The organism is Sporolactobacillus mangiferae, assembly GCF_023336505.1.
Classification (GTDB): Bacteria; Bacillota; Bacilli; order Bacillales; family Sporolactobacillaceae; genus Sporolactobacillus; species Sporolactobacillus mangiferae.
This window is the reverse complement of sequence record NZ_JAMAST010000003.1, coordinates 125886-144871: the sequence shown is the minus strand read 5'-3', so window position 1 is coordinate 144871 and position 18986 is coordinate 125886. Positions and strand designations below refer to the sequence as shown.

15 protein-coding genes are annotated in these 18986 nt (G+C 47.5%); 8 read left to right on the top strand and 7 right to left on the bottom strand.

What is annotated here, in order from left to right; all coding sequences use genetic code 11:
• Window positions 1-221: 221 nt before the first annotated feature.
• Together M3N64_RS04980 and ilvD are read right to left on the bottom strand one after the other, a co-directional pair.
• Complete coding sequence (locus tag M3N64_RS04980; protein ID WP_249099000.1) at window positions 222-1196, bottom strand: bile acid:sodium symporter family protein; 975 nt, start codon at window positions 1194-1196, stop codon at window positions 222-224.
• 115 nt (window positions 1197-1311) lie between these two features.
• Window positions 1312-3048 carry a dihydroxy-acid dehydratase gene (ilvD, locus tag M3N64_RS04975; RefSeq protein ID WP_249098998.1) on the bottom strand — a complete coding sequence of 579 codons (1737 nt, stop codon included), beginning with the start codon at window positions 3046-3048 and terminating at the stop codon, window positions 1312-1314.
• A 956-nt stretch (window positions 3049-4004) separates the two neighbouring features.
• Between ilvD and M3N64_RS04970 the strand changes: the two genes are divergently transcribed.
• From M3N64_RS04970 to M3N64_RS04960, 3 genes are all read left to right on the top strand, one after another.
• Complete coding sequence (locus M3N64_RS04970) at window positions 4005-4805, top strand: PHP domain-containing protein (RefSeq protein WP_249098996.1); 801 nt, start codon at window positions 4005-4007, stop codon at window positions 4803-4805.
• A 113-nt stretch (window positions 4806-4918) separates the two neighbouring features.
• Window positions 4919-6211, top strand: coding sequence for an HD domain-containing protein (locus M3N64_RS04965; protein WP_249098994.1), 1293 nt, complete (start codon window positions 4919-4921; stop codon window positions 6209-6211).
• Window positions 6212-6358: 147 nt separating this feature from the next.
• Window positions 6359-6880 (top strand): YwgA family protein, encoded by a 522-nt coding sequence (locus M3N64_RS04960; protein ID WP_249098991.1) that lies wholly within the window; start codon window positions 6359-6361, stop codon window positions 6878-6880.
• A gap of 67 nt (window positions 6881-6947) precedes the next feature.
• Here M3N64_RS04960 and M3N64_RS04955 read toward each other — a convergent pair whose 3' ends face one another.
• The 3 genes from M3N64_RS04955 to M3N64_RS04945 all read right to left on the bottom strand — a co-directional run bounded on the left by M3N64_RS04955 (window position 6948) and on the right by M3N64_RS04945 (window position 8825).
• On the bottom strand, window positions 6948-7175 hold the full coding sequence (locus M3N64_RS04955) for a YdbC family protein (RefSeq protein WP_249098988.1): 228 nt from the start codon (window positions 7173-7175) through the stop codon (window positions 6948-6950).
• A 48-nt stretch (window positions 7176-7223) separates the two neighbouring features.
• Window positions 7224-7454: a hypothetical protein gene (locus M3N64_RS04950; RefSeq protein WP_249098986.1), complete on the bottom strand. Its 231-nt coding sequence runs from the start codon at window positions 7452-7454 to the stop codon at window positions 7224-7226.
• A gap of 162 nt (window positions 7455-7616) precedes the next feature.
• Complete coding sequence (locus M3N64_RS04945) at window positions 7617-8825, bottom strand: glutathione synthase (protein ID WP_249098982.1); 1209 nt, start codon at window positions 8823-8825, stop codon at window positions 7617-7619.
• Window positions 8826-9001: 176 nt separating this feature from the next.
• Between M3N64_RS04945 and M3N64_RS04940 the strand changes: the two genes are divergently transcribed.
• The 3 genes from M3N64_RS04940 to M3N64_RS04930 all read left to right on the top strand — a co-directional run bounded on the left by M3N64_RS04940 (window position 9002) and on the right by M3N64_RS04930 (window position 12141).
• Window positions 9002-9523 carry a YwhD family protein gene (locus M3N64_RS04940; protein ID WP_249098979.1) on the top strand — a complete coding sequence of 174 codons (522 nt, stop codon included), beginning with the start codon at window positions 9002-9004 and terminating at the stop codon, window positions 9521-9523.
• 668 nt (window positions 9524-10191) lie between these two features.
• The gene (locus tag M3N64_RS04935; RefSeq protein ID WP_249098976.1) at window positions 10192-11412 is read left to right on the top strand and encodes an MFS transporter; all 1221 of its coding nucleotides are present in this window, start codon (window positions 10192-10194) and stop codon (window positions 11410-11412) included.
• 216 nt (window positions 11413-11628) lie between these two features.
• A complete protein-coding gene (locus tag M3N64_RS04930) occupies window positions 11629-12141 on the top strand; it encodes a shikimate kinase (RefSeq protein WP_249098975.1) in 513 nt (170 codons plus the stop codon).
• A gap of 52 nt (window positions 12142-12193) precedes the next feature.
• Here M3N64_RS04930 and M3N64_RS04925 read toward each other — a convergent pair whose 3' ends face one another.
• Complete coding sequence (locus tag M3N64_RS04925; RefSeq protein WP_249098970.1) at window positions 12194-14242, bottom strand: transglycosylase domain-containing protein; 2049 nt, start codon at window positions 14240-14242, stop codon at window positions 12194-12196.
• Between the two features lie 250 nt (window positions 14243-14492).
• Here M3N64_RS04925 and M3N64_RS04920 point away from each other — a divergent pair, with 250 nt between their 5' ends.
• Window positions 14493-14930: a DUF1934 family protein gene (locus M3N64_RS04920; protein ID WP_249098968.1), complete on the top strand. Its 438-nt coding sequence runs from the start codon at window positions 14493-14495 to the stop codon at window positions 14928-14930.
• Between the two features lie 60 nt (window positions 14931-14990).
• Complete coding sequence (gene argS / locus M3N64_RS04915; RefSeq protein WP_249098964.1) at window positions 14991-16661, top strand: arginine--tRNA ligase; 1671 nt, start codon at window positions 14991-14993, stop codon at window positions 16659-16661.
• A 333-nt stretch (window positions 16662-16994) separates the two neighbouring features.
• Here argS and M3N64_RS04910 read toward each other — a convergent pair whose 3' ends face one another.
• Window positions 16995-18206 carry a phospholipase D-like domain-containing protein gene (locus M3N64_RS04910; RefSeq protein ID WP_249098962.1) on the bottom strand — a complete coding sequence of 404 codons (1212 nt, stop codon included), beginning with the start codon at window positions 18204-18206 and terminating at the stop codon, window positions 16995-16997.
• Window positions 18207-18986: the final 780 nt, after the last annotated feature.

Sequence of the window (18986 nt, the reverse complement as noted above, 5' to 3'; positions counted from 1 at the left end):
CTGGATTCAGAGACATGCTAACGAGTGGTTAACGAGCGGTAAGTACAGAATATGGCTAAACAGAAAACTGTCTGTAAAGTCATGGCTGGCGCTACAGACAGTTTTCTAAAGTGATACATGAAAGCATAATACAGTGTCATGTTATTGAACATGCGAACAAGCGATGCAATTTGGCATGTTCCATGCAACGAACCAGATCAGAACGCATGCCGGATGGAAACTTAGACAACGGTTCTGGCTTCGCCAAGTTTACCTGTGTCTTTCTGTGATTTGCTTGACCAGAATGAAGCAAGCAGTGAACCGGACATGTTATGCCAGATGCTGAACAGTGTTGCCGGAATGGCGGCGGCAGGCGAGAAAAAGGCCATTGCAAGCGCGACACCGAGTGCCGAGTTTTGCATGCCGACTTCGAACGTAATCGCACGGCTTTTCGGATGATCCATGCCGAGCAGACGACTAAACAGGAATCCGAGCGCATAGCCGAGCAGATTGTGAAACATAACTACTGGAACGATAATGAGCGTGCCTGCAGTCAGCAGATCGCCGTTTTTATTGGATGCCGCAACGACTCCGCCGGCAATCAGAATGATGGCAATAGTGGAGACAAGCGGCAGAGCCTCCGTGATCCTGTCTACTTTCCTGCCGAAGAAAGAATTCACGAGTACACCAAGCACGATCGGCACAATGACAATTTCAATGACGCTGACAAAGAGCGAACCGGTCGGAATGTGGACCCAGCGACCGGCAAGAAGCCAGAGAATCAACGGCAGCATCACCGGAGCAATCAGCGTTGAAACGGCACCGATTGAAACGCCAAGTGCGACATCTCCTTTTGCAAGGAAGCACATAACATTGGATGCGGTTCCGCTTGGACAGCAGCCGACAAGAATCACGCCAACGGCAATGGCGGGAGGCAGTCTGAAAGCAAAACAGAGCACGTATGCAATAAGCGGCATGATTAAGTAATGCGCGCATACTCCAATCAAAACGTCTTTTGGTCGCTTGAAGACTTCGGCGAAATCCGATTGCTTTAATGTCATGCCCATACCAAACATGATGATGCCAAGCAGATAGTTGACATAAGGAAGAACCCAGGTGACGACAGCGGGCTGATAATAGGCGGCAACCGCTGCGCCTAAAACGAACAATGAAAAATACTTTCCTAAAAACTGTCCCGTTGCGATGATCGCTTTCATTTATTAAAACATCCTTTCCGTTTTCAATCATTCTGTTTCTTTTTCTCTTTATCTCTCTGATTTTTTCTATTATCTATCTGTCTGTGTATGCCTCTATTTGTGATTAACCCCCGACTTATTGATGGATCGGACTCTTCTCTTTTGTATCATTTTGGTTTTCTGTTTCGGCAGCCATGTCCGGGAGGCGCATGACGCCGCCTGTATGTGCTGAAGTGACGAGTGCGGCATAACGTGCAAGGTAGCCGTTGCGCACTTTGGGAACAAATGGTTTCAATGCTTTTCTGCGCTCGGCCAGTTCTGCATCGCTGACGTTAAGATGGATTGTGCGGTTGAGCAGATCAATGGTTATCGCATCGCCGTCTTTGACAAGCGCAATCGGACCGCCGGCGGCCGCTTCCGGAGAGACATGGCCAACAGAGATACCGCGTGTTGCGCCGGAGAATCGACCGTCGGTAACAAGAGCGACATCCTTACCCAGGCCGCGTCCGACAATGGATGAGGTCGGTGCCAGCATTTCCGGCATACCTGGTCCGCCTTTTGGTCCTTCATAACGGATCACAACAACATGCCCTTTGTGCACGGTATGGTTGTCAATCGCCGCAACAGCTTCATCATGAGAATTAAAGCAGATGGCTTTCCCTGTGAATGTTTTTACGGAAGCGTCCACACCGCCCACCTTGATGACCGCCCCTTTTGGCGCGATGTTGCCAAACAGAACGGACAGGCCACCGGTTTGACTGTAAGCGTGCTTCAGCGGATGGATAACCTTTGGATTCTTAATTGACGCGTGGGCAACGTTTTCTTTAATGGTGCGTCCTGAAACGGTGATCCGTTCCGGATGGATGAGTCCACCCATATCAGCAAGTGACTTGATAATTGCGGAGATGCCGCCCGCTTGATGCACATCCTCCATTGAGAAAGCGGAACTTGGTGCGATTTTGGCCAGATAGGGAACTTTTTTTGCGACTGCGTTGATACGGTTGAGGTCATAGTCGATACCGGCTTCCGATGCAAGAGCCAGCATATGGAGCACAGTGTTAGTCGATCCGCCCATGGCCATATCCAGTGCAAATGCATCATCAATGGCTTCAGGGGTGATGATGTCGCGCGGGCGGATGTTCTGTTGAATAAGATCCATCAGCTTGAAAGCCGACTGACGGACAAGGCTTCGTCTTTCCTCGGAAACAGCAAGCGCGGTTCCGTTGCCGGGGAGTGCGAGCCCAAGCATTTCCATGAGGCAGTTCATCGAGTTTGCCGTAAACATACCGGCGCATGAGCCGCAGGTCGGACAGGCAGAGGCTTCAATGTCAAGAAACTGCTCTTTAGTGATCCTCCCCTCTTTAAAAGCACCGACACTTTCAAATACGGAAGACAGTGTGAGTGCTTTTCCCTGTGCAGACAGCCCGGCTTTCATTGGACCGCCGGAACAGAAGATAGCGGGAACATTGGTACGGACTGCAGCCAACATCATGCCCGGCGTAATTTTATCACAGTTCGGAATATAGAATACACCGTCAAACCAGTGGGCATTGATCATCGTTTCGGCTGCGTCAGCAATCAATTCGCGGCTCGGCAGCGAGTAACGCATGCCGATATGCCCCATGGCTATCCCGTCATCAACACCGATCGTATTGAATTCGAACGGAATGCCGCCAGCTTCACGGATCGCTTTTTTCGCAACATCCGCGAGCTCGCGCAAATGAACATGACCGGGGACAATATCAACGTATGAATTGCATACAGCAATGAAAGGCTTATGCATGTCTTCTTCGCTTTTTACGATACCGGTTGCCCGAAGCAGGCTGCGGGCAGGCGCACGGTCCGTGCCTTTTTTGATTTCATCACTCCTCAATTCTGCTCATCCTTTCTGTTTTTGTTTTTAGTGGCTGGAATTGGCTCGTCTTCCGCCGTATTGATGAAATAAAGAGAGTACGCATTCTCTTTGATTCACCAATACCGCGCACCTTTCAGATGGCTGAAAGGCATGAAAAGTCTGATTTTTCATGCCGGGCTGAATTGCAGGTAGCTACATGCAATCGGAATTAGAAAATGATTGGCAAATCCTTAGCGCGGACGAAGGCGTCATCGCATGTATAAAAAAACTCCCATTCATAAAAGAATGGGAGTTTTTGTCCGGCTCCCACTCACGCTAAGGAGGACCCGGACAATCGTTAAATTTTTCAGCGATTGCCAGGGTCCTAGATAATAATCAAGACTCGTGAGTGGGAGTAAAAAGACATATTGATCAGCCTCGTCACTAAAATAAAGAAATTTGGTAAGTCAAAATATAACACGCGCTGCACGCTTCGTCAACCGCCATTTTGAAATTAATCGTTTATTGCCCAGTGTCCGCTTGCCGTGTGCGTATCTTCAGGCAATCTGAAATCAGCGTGGTTCCGCTGGCCCGCACACTGCCTCAGAAGAGCAATTAAATTTTACTTAGAAACGCGATCTTACTATTCGATCATTGTTTCAATGAGCAATTGATTTTATACTGGAAGCACGGGCATGAAGCTATACGCCGGCATTACCCAATGAATATGCTTAAATAGCATTGCGTGCAGGACGTATGCGTACTTAGCGAAAGTTCTTTGATTAAAAATTCTTTTTCTATCATGATTTATTGATTTATGCCTTTAGGTTGCCTTGGCACTGCGGCTGCTCGCTTGCCGCGTGTGTCTCACACCTTCGCTTCGATGCTTAGACATGATGCTGTTTCTTGGTTTGTTATCGAGGAAAATCATATACTTTCTTATCTTGTAAAAAAGGCCGTTTAGATTGAATGGCTTTTGGGAGGGACGGATCAGCATGGTCTTTGACACACATAATCATACACAATTTTCTTTTGATGCCGATATGAGCTTACAGGATGCTTTGAAGGCAGCTGCCGGCTATTCCATGAATCTCATCATTACGGAACATTGCGACCTTAATGAACGCCAGGAGGATGGATCGCCGGTCACGTTTGATATAGATCACTATTTTGAAACGTACGCCGCATTTAGAAATGATCATCTGCTCCTCGGTATTGAACTTGGTCTGGATGATCGTCCCGAATATGTTGCGCGCAACCGCGCGATTATCGAGAATCATCCCTTTGATATGGTGATCGGCTCCGTACATAATCTGCAGGACTTTGACATGTATACAGATCGGGGCAAGAATTTCCTCAGCAAAAAAGATTTTTTTACACAATATCTGATCTATGCCGAACACACGGTTCACCAGAATCCATATATCGACACATTCGCTCACATCGATTATCCATGCCGCTATCTGACCTATTTGGATAATGTGCTTCGTTACGAAGATTTTCCGTTTCTTATTGACAACTTTCTCTGCACATTAATTGAGAACGACATTTGTCTTGAGATTAATCTCCGCCTGCTTGATCAGCCGCCCTTCCGTGAAGGATTTGAAAGCATTGTCCGCCGATACCACGAACTGGGCGGCCGGTATGTGACGATTGGCGGCGACAACCATGTTCCAGATACAATCGGTGTAAAATATGTACTTGGTGCAGCGATGGCAAGAGAGTACGATCTGGTGCCGGTATATTTTAAAAATCGTAAGCGGATGGCGGATGAAGGTGGACCGATCAGCCGTTGATCCAGCAACAAAATTCATTTTCATTTTTCAGTCAATAAAGTTATAATAAAACGCAGGCCACGAAAAAATACGGAAAAGAAAACGGGCTTTACAGACCGAGGGGATGATGCGTATTGACCCGGTCATTTCAGAAGTTGAATGAGGAGAAAGTCTTTAAGGATCCGGTGCATCGCTATATTCATGTCCGTGATCGCCTGATCTGGGATTTAATCGGCGCACCGGAGTTTCAGCGACTGAGAAGGATCCGCCAGCTGGGTACGACTTATCTGACTTTTCATGGCGCCGAACACAGCCGCTTCGGTCATTCGCTCGGCGTATATGAAATCGCGCGGCGTGTGATCGATATTTTTAAGTACAGAAATCACTGGGATGATTCGGAGACCATGATTACGCTCTGTGCCGCATTGCTGCACGATGTCGGACACGGACCCTTTTCGCATTCATTTGAAAAAGTATTCGGTACGAATCACGAAGAGTATACGCAAAAAATCATTCTCGGTGATACTGAAATTCATCGTATTCTGGAAAAGCAGGGCAGCGGTTTCGCGCAAAGGGTTGCAGATGTGATCGGAAAAACGTATCCGAATCGCCTTGTCGTCAGCCTGATTTCCAGCCAGATTGACGCGGATCGTATGGATTATCTGCTGCGGGATGCTTATTTCACTGGTGTCAGCTACGGTCATTTTGATATGGAACGTATTTGGCGTGTGATGAGGACGCGGGATGATCAGATCGTGTTTAAACTGTCGGGCATGCATGCCGTCGAAGATTATATTATGAGCCGCTATCAGATGTACTGGCAGGTGTATTTTCATCCGGTGACGCGCAGTGCCGAAGTGATCCTTACTCAGATTCTTCACCGAGCGAAGGATCTCTATCAGCAGGGATTCCGTTTCAAATATCTGCCGCATCCGTTGCTTAAAATTTTTAACGGCAAGATTACGCTCCATGATTATCTGAAACTGGATGAGTCTGTCATTCTTTACTTTTTTCAAGTGTGGCAGGAGGAAGCTGATCCGATTCTCAGCGATTTGTGTTACCGGTTCATGAATCGCCGGCTTTTTAAATATGTCGAGTTCACTCCGGCGCTGCTTGATGCAAAGGACCGGCTCTCTGAATCTTTTCAAGCCGCCGGCATTGATCCAAAGTACTATCTGGAGATCGATTCGTCATCGAATTCGCCCTATGACCTGTACCGGCCGGGCGAAGAGGGCGAGCGCCAGCCCATTCAATTGCTGATGCCTGACGGAACGCTTCATGAACTGTCACAGGAATCGGATGTTGTCGGCTCGATTACCGGTATGCGCCGGACGGATTGTAAGCTGTATTATCCGAAGGACCGGATTCTTGACCTGCCGAAACATTCACCGCATCAGAAAGATATTCAAAGACTGCTTGGTATCTGAGCCATGCACAGGAACTTTGTTCAGGCATCCTTCTGTTATCATACGGGTTCATTTGTGAAAAACACGGATTTTTCGCCTGACATTTCAGCCAATCAGGGCAATATAAAACGAGAAAAAAGTCAGTTCATTTTTGGGGGATAGAGATACATGCTGGAAGACCATGCAAAAGTTGCTGCACTTATTCATCAGAATGGTGAAACCATTGGAAGAAAGAAACTCCAGAAAGCCATTTACATCTTTCAGAAGCTTGGGTACCCTTTTCATCAGATTTTTCATTTTCACTTTCGCGGTCCTTATTCGGAAGAACTGTCCGTCCAGCTTGAAGAACTATGTGATTTCGGCTTTTTAATTGAAGACCGTGAAAATGAGGAACAGACAGATGATCCGTGCGTATACCGTATTTCAGAAGCGGGGCGGGACTTCCTGTCTCATTACAAGGACGTGCTTCCGAATGTGAGCAGGCTGATGCAGTGTGTGGTCGGCCAGAGTATCCACTTTCTTGAGTGTGTGACCATACTTTTATACTTTGATCACCTTTCTCACGACGCAGCAATCGAGAAAGTGCTGGTACTGGAGAAAGAAATCACCAGCAGCGAGCTGACGCGAGCGCTTGCTTTTATCGAAGAGATATGCAGGCTTCAATCAATTGAGTCACCGGCCTCCCGCTGATTCATGCTTGTTCTGGCTTGAAAAAACAGGCAGACGGTTGTGGGCCGCCCCGCCTGCCATATCTTTTTCAATTCAGCTCATCAAGCTGATTCAGCAACTGCTTCAGTTTTTTCAGATCGTCTAAACTGAGCGTTACCCCTTTACCCATTTTCTCTCCGCCCGGAGACCAGTCTCTCAGATCGTATTTTGGCGCGCGGCCGCTCCAGCTGATAAGATTTAATTGTTTCGTCCAGCCGGATGATGATTCGCCCAGTGTGCCCAGCTTCTTAACTATTTCATAACTGATACTGCTCATTGGACCGTATCCTCCTTTCCGGGATGCTTGCGCGTATCGTGCTGCGCACTATAAAAGCATAAAATGCTCATGGAACCATGAATCACCTTGAAGAATTTCATTGCTGTCCGCGATAATGTGCGGCTCTCCTTCTTCATCCTGCGTGACTAAATGCCCTTCATTGTCCTGGTCCGCAATGTAAAAATGATTCACCTTAAAAAGCAGATGCACATCCATAAGCTCGGATGGTATGCCGACTGCTTCTCCGTATACGTTCTTAATGCATCTGACCAAGATCATCCGCGCTCAAATCCTCCAAAACCAGACAGGATCATTGTCCATCGTCATGTTCGTATCATATGGCAGAACGGCACATGAAAAAACGGTTCTGCTGTATCCTTCCTATCATAACATAAGAGCCCGGCAATTTTACATGATTGGGAATATGCGGGTCACGCCCCCTTATTTCACTTGTGGATGGGGAGCGGGATGAAGATAAGCATTTTTCATCTGGTTCGCCCATTTGAGCGCGATCAGAGGATCTGCGGCTGTTTGAGCGCTGATTTGCGCTGGATAGCTGAGCCGTACATCGCGCCAGCGTGTCTCCGCCGCATTCAGTGCTTCACCATATGCATCAGGCAATTTATTTTTTTGCAGAAACAGACGCAGCACGTGGAATCGTTCATTCATTTTGTGTGTGAACGAATCGGAAGCGTGAAGAAGGGACGCCTCATCTGCCAGTGCGTCTGCCTGTCTTTGGTCTGCTTCGGTAAATGGACTTGGCTCCTGCCTGGCACACCACAGTAAGTAGAGGTGCATCAGGTAGAGATCCTGTGGATTGATACCAGGCAGAAACAGCGGATTCAGGTCAGGAACACGCAACTCAATACGGCTGGCGTTCGGCGCGCTCGAAAGATCTTCGAATCCCGCACCTTTAATTCGAACAAGCTGATAAAGCTCACGAGGACCTTCGATTTTACCATCACTGACAGCACGCTGAAGAGAATGTATATAGGATTCAGGACTTGAAAAATCCGGATAAACGGGTTCTGTGTTCCTGTAGCCATGTCTGCTTAACCGCGCAGAACGGTAACTGACGGAATCAATTGTTTCGGGGCTTGCGGCAAGCAGATGGACAAGAAAATAGCGGTAACGCATGGCATGCGCAGCAAGATTCAGATAAAATCGGCTGCGTCTCTCTGCGCCGGCAAGCAGATTTTCAGAAAAAGAGAAATTAAAATGCACACCACAGTAAAGCTGCTTCCTGCGCCCGTATTTTTTGGAAAGATAGATTCGATAATCATTTTTATCCTTGCCTTCGGGGCCGAAATCGGCGATCGGGATCTGCTCATCCGGCGGGAGAGGTACGGGGGGCGAACTGAGCGGCCAAAGCAGTTCATCATCACTAATGCCATTAAAGATCACCGTGAGTAAACGATTTGCGTGTGCGCGCATTTCGGATATTGAAGAGGTGACCGGTGTGATCAGTTCCGGCTGGCTTTCGGAAAAGTCAGTCGTGATTTCCGGATTCGCCTGCTTATTCCCCAGTGCGCGCGGATGAGGCGTCAGTGCCAGTCTTCCCTTGTTGTCAACACGTAAATGCTCACATTCAAGGCCGAAATGCCCGTGGTCGATTAAGTGGCTGATGCTGAATGATTCAGTCTTGCGCATGATGCTCCCCCGCATTTCCTTAAGAATCAGAACATTGCTCATGTGATTACTTTTGAGTCTATAGGATCCGCTTGCAGGATTCAATGAAAATGGCAGGGCGGCAGATTATTTTTTATCTGAATGCTATGTTAAAATAACTGCAGTGATTTTGATCACGATCGAAAGGGTGACGGGCTTTGGATATTTTTCATCAGGACGGTAAAAAATCAGGGTTTAATATCATTAAAGGTGACGCAACCAAGGGACATGGCGGATTTGGTGCGGGGCTCATCAATCTGGATAATATGTCTCCGATCATCGTCGATGTGGAGGCAGGTACGGCCGAAGTCGATATGGGCGCGATGCACGCTCGCAGCGATGTGGAACGCAGAATTCGGTTCTCCGCCAATAAAGAAGACCTTCAGGGCGGCGGGAAGCCGTACTGGCTGGTCTGGGTGAACACGGAAATCACCAGAGACGGACCGCGATATGCCGGAGCCGCGGCCGCGCAGATGATTATTAATCGGGCCATCAAACGCGGCTACAAAATCCTTGCCGATCACGTCAATAAAATGGACAAAGCGCTTAAGGGCAAAGTCCTTCTTGATGAGATGGATGCCGGATCGAAAAAAGTGCTGCGTGATTTTTTAATCAGCGTAGCGCCAGATCAATGGGCGCGCGCCAATCCGGAATTAAAGAAGCAGCTTGCCGAAGAGTGACAAGTGACACATCTGTTTTTAGACTATAAGGCGGATAATCATCATAACGAGCCTCTGTCGTTTTTGGCTGAATGATCTTAAAAGGCCGCCGAAATTGAAAGCAAAAAATTCGACAGCAAGTCACGAAGTCCGGTGGTCTCCTGTCCGTGAAGGCGGCATGCGGGATTATTGACAATCTATCGTTTTGATGGTTAAATATGCATAACTTATTTGCAAGGACTTTTCATCATGTGCAGATGGCAAGGGGCACAGGTCTATGTTTGATGCCGGACTGTGTCTCTTCAGATGCACATGTAAAAGCACGTGTGTATTCTAAGGGGCAGATGTCATTGGTCGATCCATTGGACGCAAAACATTGATCTAATGGGTTACCTTGCAATGATGAACGTTTCGTTTTTTGGAAATGATCACTCTAGCCAGTTGGGTCCGACGATCCGGCTGGTTTATTTTACTGTAAGAAAGTTTAAAATTCAGCGGATTATAGTATAAGTGCGGCGGCAGCTTTGCCTTTGGCAGATTCTTGGCAAAGCCAGGTTTTCTAATTTCAAGACAGGGAAATTTTTGAAAATGGTCAATTTTTTGCTGCACAGGCGGATGGCAATCAATCGGCTTCAGTAATGAATCAGACGTCGAATCGGAGCAATAGAAAAGAGAGAGGTTGAAGCAAGATGACACAAAAACAAAAAATCAGACTGAGTCTGGTTCTGTACCTGAATTATTTTGTACATGGAATCGGCCTGATCATTCTGACGCAGAATATGAGCGCGCTGAGTACCGAATGGGGAACACCGGTGGCAACGGTTTCCTACGTCGTCTCAGGCATCGGAATCGGCCGGCTGATTGCCTACTACCTGCTTGGAAGCCTGTCGGATCGATATGGACGCAAGGGTCTGATTATTTCGGGTATGCTCGCTTATGCTGTTTTCTTTTTTGGCATTATCAGCACACACGATTTTCATACAGCCTATTTTCTGACCATCCTGGCCGGAATTGCCAACTCGGCCCTTGATTCAGGCACGTACCCAACCTTTCTGGAGATGAACCAGAGCAATGGAGCCGCCAATATTTTAATCAAAGCAGCTATGTCGGTCGGCGAATTTATTCTGCCCATCTATATCGGGCTGAATGAAAATATAGGCGGCTGGTACGGCACGAGTTTTGTTGTGACTGGTGCGGTTCTGCTCATTAATCTGATTCTGGTCAGCCGCACACCGTTTCCTCGTCAGTCCGCGCCGAAGAATCATCTGGTGCGGTATCCATTGTTCAAGAAAAAGCCGTCTGTACGACAGCTTGGCCTTTTAATTATTCTGTCCATTTACGGCTATACTTCGATGGCAGTCATGCTTTTGTATATTCAGTGGATTACGCGCTATGGTACAGACATTTTGAAAATGAGCAGCCTTGAAGCCCATTTTCTGCTTTCACTGTACAGTGCAGGTTCAATTATTGGCGTGATTATCATTTTCAGTCTGGTCAGACGTGCTCTGGTTCGCGATATACGGCTTATTGTCGGGCTGAATGGTCTTTCCGTTTTAATTCTTTTCATCATCTGTTCTGCGTCCAACCATCTGCTTGTCAGCGTTGCATCCTTTTTGTTCGGTTTCGCAGCTGCCGGTGGCGTGATGCAGGTAGGACTGAATATTTTCAGTGCTCTGTTCCCACAGGCTAAAGGAAGGGTTACAGGTATCTATTTTTCATTCGGCAGCCTGGCTACCTTCACCATTCCAATTATGACCGGATTATTATCAAACATCAGCATAGCGGCTGTACTTCGGGCTGACATCGTTATTGCGCTCATTTCATTTGCAATCTGGCTGATCGGGTACCGCCTGCTGAGTGCTGATCAGGCTTCACCTGCCACAAAAAATGGGACAGGATCAATAGATTAACGATTTATTCAGGTCCGCGGCTGATGCGGGTCCAACCGTTTTCTAAGCCGGCACCATGGGTGTGGTTCGCAAGGTGCAGAGACGGGTGTTCTGCTTCACTTATGCAGGCCAGAAAGACGTGAAAAGATCGAATAAACCAATAAACACTTTGCTTTAAGCAAAAGCGCTTTGCCGGGCTGGAAAAAACGGCGCTTTGATTCTGAGAGGTGAAAAAAGATGACAAGACTGATATTGATCGGATTTATGGGCAGCGGGAAAACAACGATTGGTCGCTTGCTTGCGAATGCACTGCGGCTGCCACATCTGGATCTGGACGATCTAGTTGCGGCCGATGCAAACTGCTCGATTGCTCAGATTTTTACGGATCAGGGCGAAGCGTATTTTCGCGATCTGGAGTCTCAGGCGCTCATATCGGTGATCCGGAAGCCGGGGATCTTGTCGACTGGTGGTGGTACTCCGGTACGGGAAGAAAATCGGCAGCTGCTGATTGATTCCGACACGCCGGTTGTTTTTTTAAAGGCATCGCCGGAAGTGATTGTGAACCGCTTAAAAGGCGATCACAACCGTCCGCTTTTGCGCCAGCTGGATACAAACCAATTTATGGAACTGTACCGGAAAAGAGAGTGGTTCTATAATCAGGCAGCGGATATGACGATTGATACAGATAAGAAAACGCCAGAGAAAATCATGCGGGAAATTCTGGCGCAAATCAGGGAAGTACCCGTATAAGTGGTGAAAACAGGCACGCAAAGCAGTTTGTTTCGATGGGCAGCTGAGCGTTTTAACGCCACCAGTGGAACAGACGGTCAAGCAGGCTTTTCTGCTTCTTTTTGCCAACCGGCTGTTTCTTTTTCGGCTCTCCGCAATAGGCGGATGGTTCCGTCCCTTTAATAAAATAGGTGGGGCGCCCCTCACAGCCCTTGCCGGCGCGCAGTCCGCTTTTCGGATCGATACTGACTTGAACGACCCCTTTCGGCGGCTTAAAATGATTTTTCGGTGTGCCGGAAAGTGCCGACTCCATAACATGGCTCCAGATCGTTTTTGCATAGCCGCTATCTGGCGAGGCATTAATCGTTACGTTACGGTCATAACCGACCCAGACAGCAGTGACAAGATCTGGCGTGAAACCGGCCATCCAGCTGTCGGTTGCTGTGGATCCGGTCTTTGCCGCTATTTTATGAGTCAATACATCCGCGACCGGTCCGCCGGTCACATGTGTGTATCCATTCAGACGCCGATCGAAAATGCCGGTCATCATTTGCGAAAGAACGAATGAGGCCTGACGGTTCAGCACCTGCTTCTTTTCCGGTTTCCATTCATAGAGCAGATGACCCCGGCGATCTGTTACTTTAGTGATCAATGCCGGCTGAATGCGCCCACCCTGGTTGGCAAAGGTTGCGTAGCCACGGGCAAGTTCAAGAACGCTTACCGGCTTTGAACCAAGTGCCAGCGAGGGGATAGGCGCGAGCGGACTGGAAATGCCAGCGCGGCGTGCGGCGCTCACCAATTGATTCATACCGATGGCCAGATGTGTTTTGACCGCAAAAACATTGTCGGAAAGCGCGAGTGCCTGCGCCATGGTAATCGGTTTGTCCGCATAATAACCACCGAAGTTATTTGGGCGGTAGCTGCTGCGCCCATCGTCAAATGCGAAAGCGGTCGGTTCGCTTTTCAGGCGGGTGGATGGAGTAAAACCGTTGCGCAGTGCGGCGTAATAAAGAAAAGGTTTGAATGCGGAACCAGGCGAACGTCTGGCGCTGATCGCGCGATTATACGGGCTCTCCTGATAATCCCGTCCGCCAATCATGGCAACAACGCCGCCATTTTTCGGATCCAGTGCGACAAGTGCTGTCTGAATTTTTGACTGATCGGGAATCGTGTGTTTCAGCCAGTACTCGGCGGATGTCTGTGTGTCCATATCCAGCGTTGTATAGACTTTAAGCCCACCGGAAGCAAGCATTTTTCGGCTGATATGCAGACGTTCAGTGAGTTCGCGCCGCACCGCATCCTGAAAATACGGTGCCTTTTCCGCACTGGATCCCGCGCCCTGTTTTTGGTGCACGAGGTTCAGAGGGGCATGATAAGCGATATCCGCGCGCTTCCTGGTTAAGAAACCACTTTTAACCATCGTATCGAGCACAATTCGCTGCCTTTTTTTCGCCATATCGTAGTGAATAAGCGGTGAATACAGGCTTGGACCATTGGGAATGCCGGCCAGCATGCTTGACTGAGCAAGTGAGAGGTCATTTGCATGCCTGTTGAAATAAATTTGCGCCGCCGCTTCAGCACCGTACGCGCCGTGCCCGTAATAAATGGTGTTCAGGTAGCCTTCCAAAATATCTTTCTTGGATTCATTCATCTCAAGACGCATCGTATAGAAAACCTCTGAAACTTTGCGCATCCAGGTTTTATCGTTCGTTAAAAACAGATTTTTCGCATACTGCATCGTAATGGTGCTCGCACCTTGCGCCTTGCTCAGACTGCGCATATCGACCAGTGCCGATTGCACAACGCGACGGAAATCAAATCCATGATGGCGAAAAAAACGGCGGTCCTCAATGGCCAGAGTCGCCAGTTTAATGGAGGGCGCCATTTTTTCAATATCGATCCAGTGTCTGTTGTCCGTATCCCATTTTCCGATGACCTGGCCGCTGTTGTCATAAAAAATGGCAGGTCTTGTTACCGGAATGTCCATTGGTCCGGCGATCTTCGCACTTACAATTAAGATGGCAAAACCGATAAGCAGAAGCAGCGGGCAGCATGCTGCGATCAAAATCATTTTTCGAATAACCGCTTTTTTTCTTTTTCGGATCTTCATGTCGAAACGCATTGAACATAATCCTCCTCAAATCCGAAGGGCAGCCAGCCACAAAGTACGCCATACTCATTTCGTGTTGCTTTTTATTATGGTGTAAAGCGGTGCAATCTAAACGTCGAAGAAAAGAAAAACACGAATTAAGGTATAGAAGTAAGAAAAAAATAGAATCCTTGGGAAAATAACCGAGTTGTTCTTGCCCACAGGCGACCGATCTTTTATAGTAATATAGTATGGACACATGTGCGATGAAGGAAGACGTTCAATGATCACGCGTAGTGCCGAAATTATCTTTACCAGTAAAATAAATGACGATAACGATTCAACCCTTGTACAGGAAATGACCAGGCACATCAGGGGACGGATGGGGAAAAGCGGGTCCAGTCTTTATCTGATTTTCAGTACGGCGATGGGCGACCTCGGCTGCTGCGATTATATCATCCGCGTCGGCGGCAGCGAAGCGCTGATTCTTCGTAAAGGTCCGGTCCCGATGCGTCAGCCGCTTCTGGTCGGGCATGCGCGGACCGGTACATATGACGCTGGCTACGCAAAGATGGAGACGCGGGCGGTCGCTGAGAAAATTGAGACCCGCTTTTCCGAAGAGCAGGGCGCGGGATCGGTCCTGTTGATTTATCAGCTGACGATGCAGGAACAACGGGTTGGAACGATAACGCATAACTACTGCTACAGAGTCAGCGAATAGCAGCTGATCGAACGATGGTGCAGAACACAGACCAAAGGTAATTTTGGAGGTTGTATTAAGATGACGATTGTGGAACAAGTCAAAAATCAGTTAAAGGAAGAGATCATCGCGGCCGTCGTTAAAGCAGAACTGGCTGAACGGCAGCAGGTGCCGGAGGTTGTACTCGAGACGCCAAAGGACAAGCTGCACGGCGATTTTGCTACCAACATGGCGATGCAGCTCGCACGCATTGCAAAAAAGGCACCGCGCAAAATAGCGGAAGAGCTGACGGAGCATTTTGATAAAAAGAAGGGTCATATCCGAAAAATTGAAATTGCCGGTCCGGGATTTATCAATTTCTTTCTGGATAATCAGTATCTGACCGATTTAATCCCAACCATTATTGACGAAGGGGATAAATACGGTGAATCAAACAGTGGAGCTGGTGAAAAAGTACTGGTTGAATTCGTTTCCGCCAATCCGACCGGCAGTCTTCACCTTGGCCATGGACGCGGTGCGGCGGTCGGCGATGCCTTATGCAAGCTGCTCAATAAAGCTGGCTACCATGCTGTTCCGGAATATTATATTAATGATGGCGGAAATCAGATTACCAATCTGGCGATCTCTCTTGAAGCCCGATACCTTCAGCAGCTCGGCCATGACGCGGAAATTCCCGAGAATGGCTACCATGGCAAAGATATTATTGAACTTGCCAGGCAGCTGGTTGCTGAATACGGTGACTCGCTGTCAGCAAAACCGGAAGAAGAACGGATCCGTTTTTTCCGCAAATTCGGTGTGGAGCATCTGATGAGTGGTATCAAAAGGGATCTAGCGGATTTTCGTGTTCATTTTGACTGCTGGTTCTCCGAGCGCTCACTTTATGAGCAGCATAAAGTGGAAGATGTGCTTGAAGTTCTGAAAAGTAAGGGTGAGACATATGAAAAAGACGGCGCACTGTGGCTGAAGACGACAAAATACGGCGATGACAAAGACCGCGTCCTTGTCAAATCGGATGGAAGCTATACCTATTTCACACCGGATATCGCTTATCATAAAGACAAACTGGATCGAGGCTATACTCGGTTGATTGATGTTCTTGGCGCGGATCATCATGGCTATGTACCGAGACTGAAAGCGGCCATTCAGTCGCTCGGCTATGATCCCGATCAGTTAACAGTGCAGATTATTCAGCTTGTCAATCTGTTCAAAAACGGCGAAAAGGTAAAAATGAGCAAGCGAACCGGAAAAGCAGTGACGATGCGTGAATTGATGGATGATGTCGGTGTTGATGCCGCCCGTTACTTCTTTGCGATGAGAAGCTCAGACACCCATCTCGACTTCGATCTCGATCTGGCAATTTCGCATTCGAATGAAAATCCGGTTTATTACGTTCAATACGCATTTGCGCGTATCACAAGCATGCTGAAACGAGCGGAAGACTTCGAACAGGATCATGTCGCTGATTTGGACCTTACCCTTCTGCAGAGTGAAAAAGAAATCGATCTACTGAAGAAGCTTGGAGATTTCCCGGCGGTTGTTGCTGACAGTGCGAAAAAACTGGCGATCCAGCACATTCCGAATTACCTGTTCGATCTCGCCTCCTGCCTGCACAGCTTCTATAATGCGGAAAAAGTACTTGACGAAGGCAATGTACCGCTCAGCAAGGCACGTGTTGCACTGATGAAGGCAGTCCGCATCACGTTGAAGAATGGAATGGAACTGATCGGCGTCCACGCTCCGGAAAAAATGTAATCGAATAAACAAAACCGCGCCTTTTCAGAGACGCGGTTTTTTGATTTTGCTCTGTAACAACTAGCAAAACAATCACGAAAAATTGTATCAAATTCATCAGAAGCAGTCGCAAAATCGTGGAAAAGTATAACATCTCCGGAATCGCAATAAAGATCCTCAAGTCTGTAACGAATTTCCGAACACGAAACGAAATTGCTTCGCAGTCTGATCCAACTTTTCCGTAGTTCGGTTGAGGTTTCGGCATCGGCTGAACTTTTTTGTCGTTCGGTCGAACATTTGCGACATTCGGTTCAACTTTTTTGAATCGATCCAAGCGGCTTCATATCTGCCTGTTTACAAAAAGTAACTGAGCCAAGTGCTGCATAAAGTTTTGCCCTTTTCATAGAGCGATCGTTTTCTGATCTGCGCGTATGGCACAGCGACTGATTGATTTCTGATTTCTTTGTGAAGCAGCTCAAGCACGCGATGTGCAAGGGCCGTATCATCACAGAATCCGGAAAGCTCATCATTCCAGAAAAGACTGCGCTGATCAAAATTAGCTGTGCCAAGATAGCAGCGGCTGTGATCGATCACGAATAATTTTGCGTGATAGAAGCCTTGATAAAAATGGAAGAGTTTTGCTCCTTTTTTTAGCAGTGGCTCAAGATAGTGATACGAAGCCGGCTTTACGAGCGGGTGATCCTTTTTCATCGGCAGGACGATTGTCAATGTGACACCATGATCAAGGCGGTCAATAAGTGCAGCCATCAGTTTTTTACTTGGTACAAAATAAGGCGAGGCAATGACAATGGATGTCCGGGCGCTGCCCAGATAGTCGGCAAACAGGTCCTCAAGTTGTTTGCCATCTGTTCCGATGAGTGACAGAGCAGCCGTTCCCTTGGCTGTTTTCGGGAAATAAGTGGCATCATGAAGAAGGTCAACAGCTGTAGCCTTCTTCCAGTCTTCAAGAAAAAGGTGCTGGAGCGTATGCGTGCTTTCACCTTCCACACGCAAATGATTGTCGTGCCATGGTCCCATTCCGGGATTGCGTCCGATATAATCAAGACTGACATTGAAACCGCCAAAGTAGCCGACGCTTCCGTCAATGACCATTATCTTACGGTGGTTGCGGCGATTTAACGAATAGAAGATAAAGGGGAAAGTCGGTTTTCCCGAGAAAGCAAGCTGCAGACCGGACTGCGCCAGTTCGGGCCCTTTTTTTCGCAGCGCCCAGCTGCTCAGCGTGTCAACAAGAAGGCGCACTTCAATGCCTTCTTCTGCCTTCTTTTTTAACAGACTCAGCCACTCGTTGCCGACTTCATCAGCGACAAAGATGAAAAAAGAAATGTGGATATGGTGCCGCGCACCTTGAATACTTTCTTTCATCGCTTCAAATAGTTCGTGACCGTTTGTATAGTAGTGCAGATCATTAAATCCGGTTGACAGCGTACGTTCCCGTGCCGACGCTTTTTTAAATCGAATACCGCAATAAATGTCGAGCAGGACAGCTGCGATGAAGAGAATGATGGCTGCTGTGATCACCAGCAGTGTAATCAAAAGGTACATGACGGTTCCTCCGATCCGGTTGGCGGCAGTCCTTTCTTTGTACTATAAGAAAGTTTAAAACTCAGCGGATTATTATAGTATGGCATGGCGTCTTTGCCTTCACCAAAGAACTGGCAAAGCCAGGTTTTCTGAGATGGCAATTGGCACTGTCAAATGTGATGTTGTCTTTTGCTTACTTTTTCACTGGTTTCTGAAATGCCGAATGAAGAGATCGGTAAATTATCTCCGGCATACTGAAAGACATGAAAAGCTCGCGTTCTTCAACAAACGAATCCATTTGTAATGAAAAACAGTATGATTCCTGACAGAGCCTATTCATTAATATATCCCATTTTCAGGTTTGTATCGGACTGATTTTCTTTTTTTGTACTATAAGTAAGAAAGTTTAAAGTTCAGCGGATTATAGTATAAGTGCAACTAGGTCTTTGCCTTCGTCAGAGACTGGGCGAAGCCAAGTTTTCTAATTAAGACACCTCTAAATTTATTTCTGATTTCCCGTTCATTTTCGCCGGTTAAAGGTTATGGACGGATTTTTTACAAATTGATTAATCCGCGGCACAGAGCAATATAAATAAGTCTCTAATGGCGGTTGATTTACGAAACTTTTGTCCAGACTTGATTTTAACAGCATAACGGATTATTGTAATGAGTGTATATCCTTACAATGAGTATTTTGTGTGTATTTTGGTTAAAGTGGCATGTATTCATTTTTGGGATAAAGACGTACGGATGACAAGTTCAGCATTTCAGCCTTCGGTTGCTGAGGTGATGATAAGAAGT

What these genes read in the sequence shown, in the direction of transcription:
- M3N64_RS04980 (WP_249099000.1), bottom strand. Translation starts at nt 1,196, where the DNA reads ATGAAAGCGATCATCGCAACGGGACAGTTTTTAGGAAAGTATTTTTCA.
- M3N64_RS04970 (WP_249098996.1), top strand. Translation starts at nt 4,005, where the DNA reads ATGGTCTTTGACACACATAATCATACACAATTTTCTTTTGATGCCGAT.
- M3N64_RS04960 (WP_249098991.1), top strand. Translation starts at nt 6,359, where the DNA reads ATGCTGGAAGACCATGCAAAAGTTGCTGCACTTATTCATCAGAATGGT.
- M3N64_RS04955 (WP_249098988.1), bottom strand. Translation starts at nt 7,175, where the DNA reads ATGAGCAGTATCAGTTATGAAATAGTTAAGAAGCTGGGCACACTGGGC.
- M3N64_RS04950 (WP_249098986.1), bottom strand. Translation starts at nt 7,454, where the DNA reads ATGATCTTGGTCAGATGCATTAAGAACGTATACGGAGAAGCAGTCGGC.
- M3N64_RS04945 (WP_249098982.1), bottom strand. Translation starts at nt 8,825, where the DNA reads ATGCGCAAGACTGAATCATTCAGCATCAGCCACTTAATCGACCACGGG.
- M3N64_RS04935 (WP_249098976.1), top strand. Translation starts at nt 10,192, where the DNA reads ATGACACAAAAACAAAAAATCAGACTGAGTCTGGTTCTGTACCTGAAT.
- M3N64_RS04930 (WP_249098975.1), top strand. Translation starts at nt 11,629, where the DNA reads ATGACAAGACTGATATTGATCGGATTTATGGGCAGCGGGAAAACAACG.
- M3N64_RS04925 (WP_249098970.1), bottom strand. Translation starts at nt 14,242, where the DNA reads ATGCGTTTCGACATGAAGATCCGAAAAAGAAAAAAAGCGGTTATTCGA.
- M3N64_RS04920 (WP_249098968.1), top strand. Translation starts at nt 14,493, where the DNA reads ATGATCACGCGTAGTGCCGAAATTATCTTTACCAGTAAAATAAATGAC.
- argS (WP_249098964.1), top strand. Translation starts at nt 14,991, where the DNA reads ATGACGATTGTGGAACAAGTCAAAAATCAGTTAAAGGAAGAGATCATC.
- M3N64_RS04910 (WP_249098962.1), bottom strand. Translation starts at nt 18,206, where the DNA reads ATGTACCTTTTGATTACACTGCTGGTGATCACAGCAGCCATCATTCTC.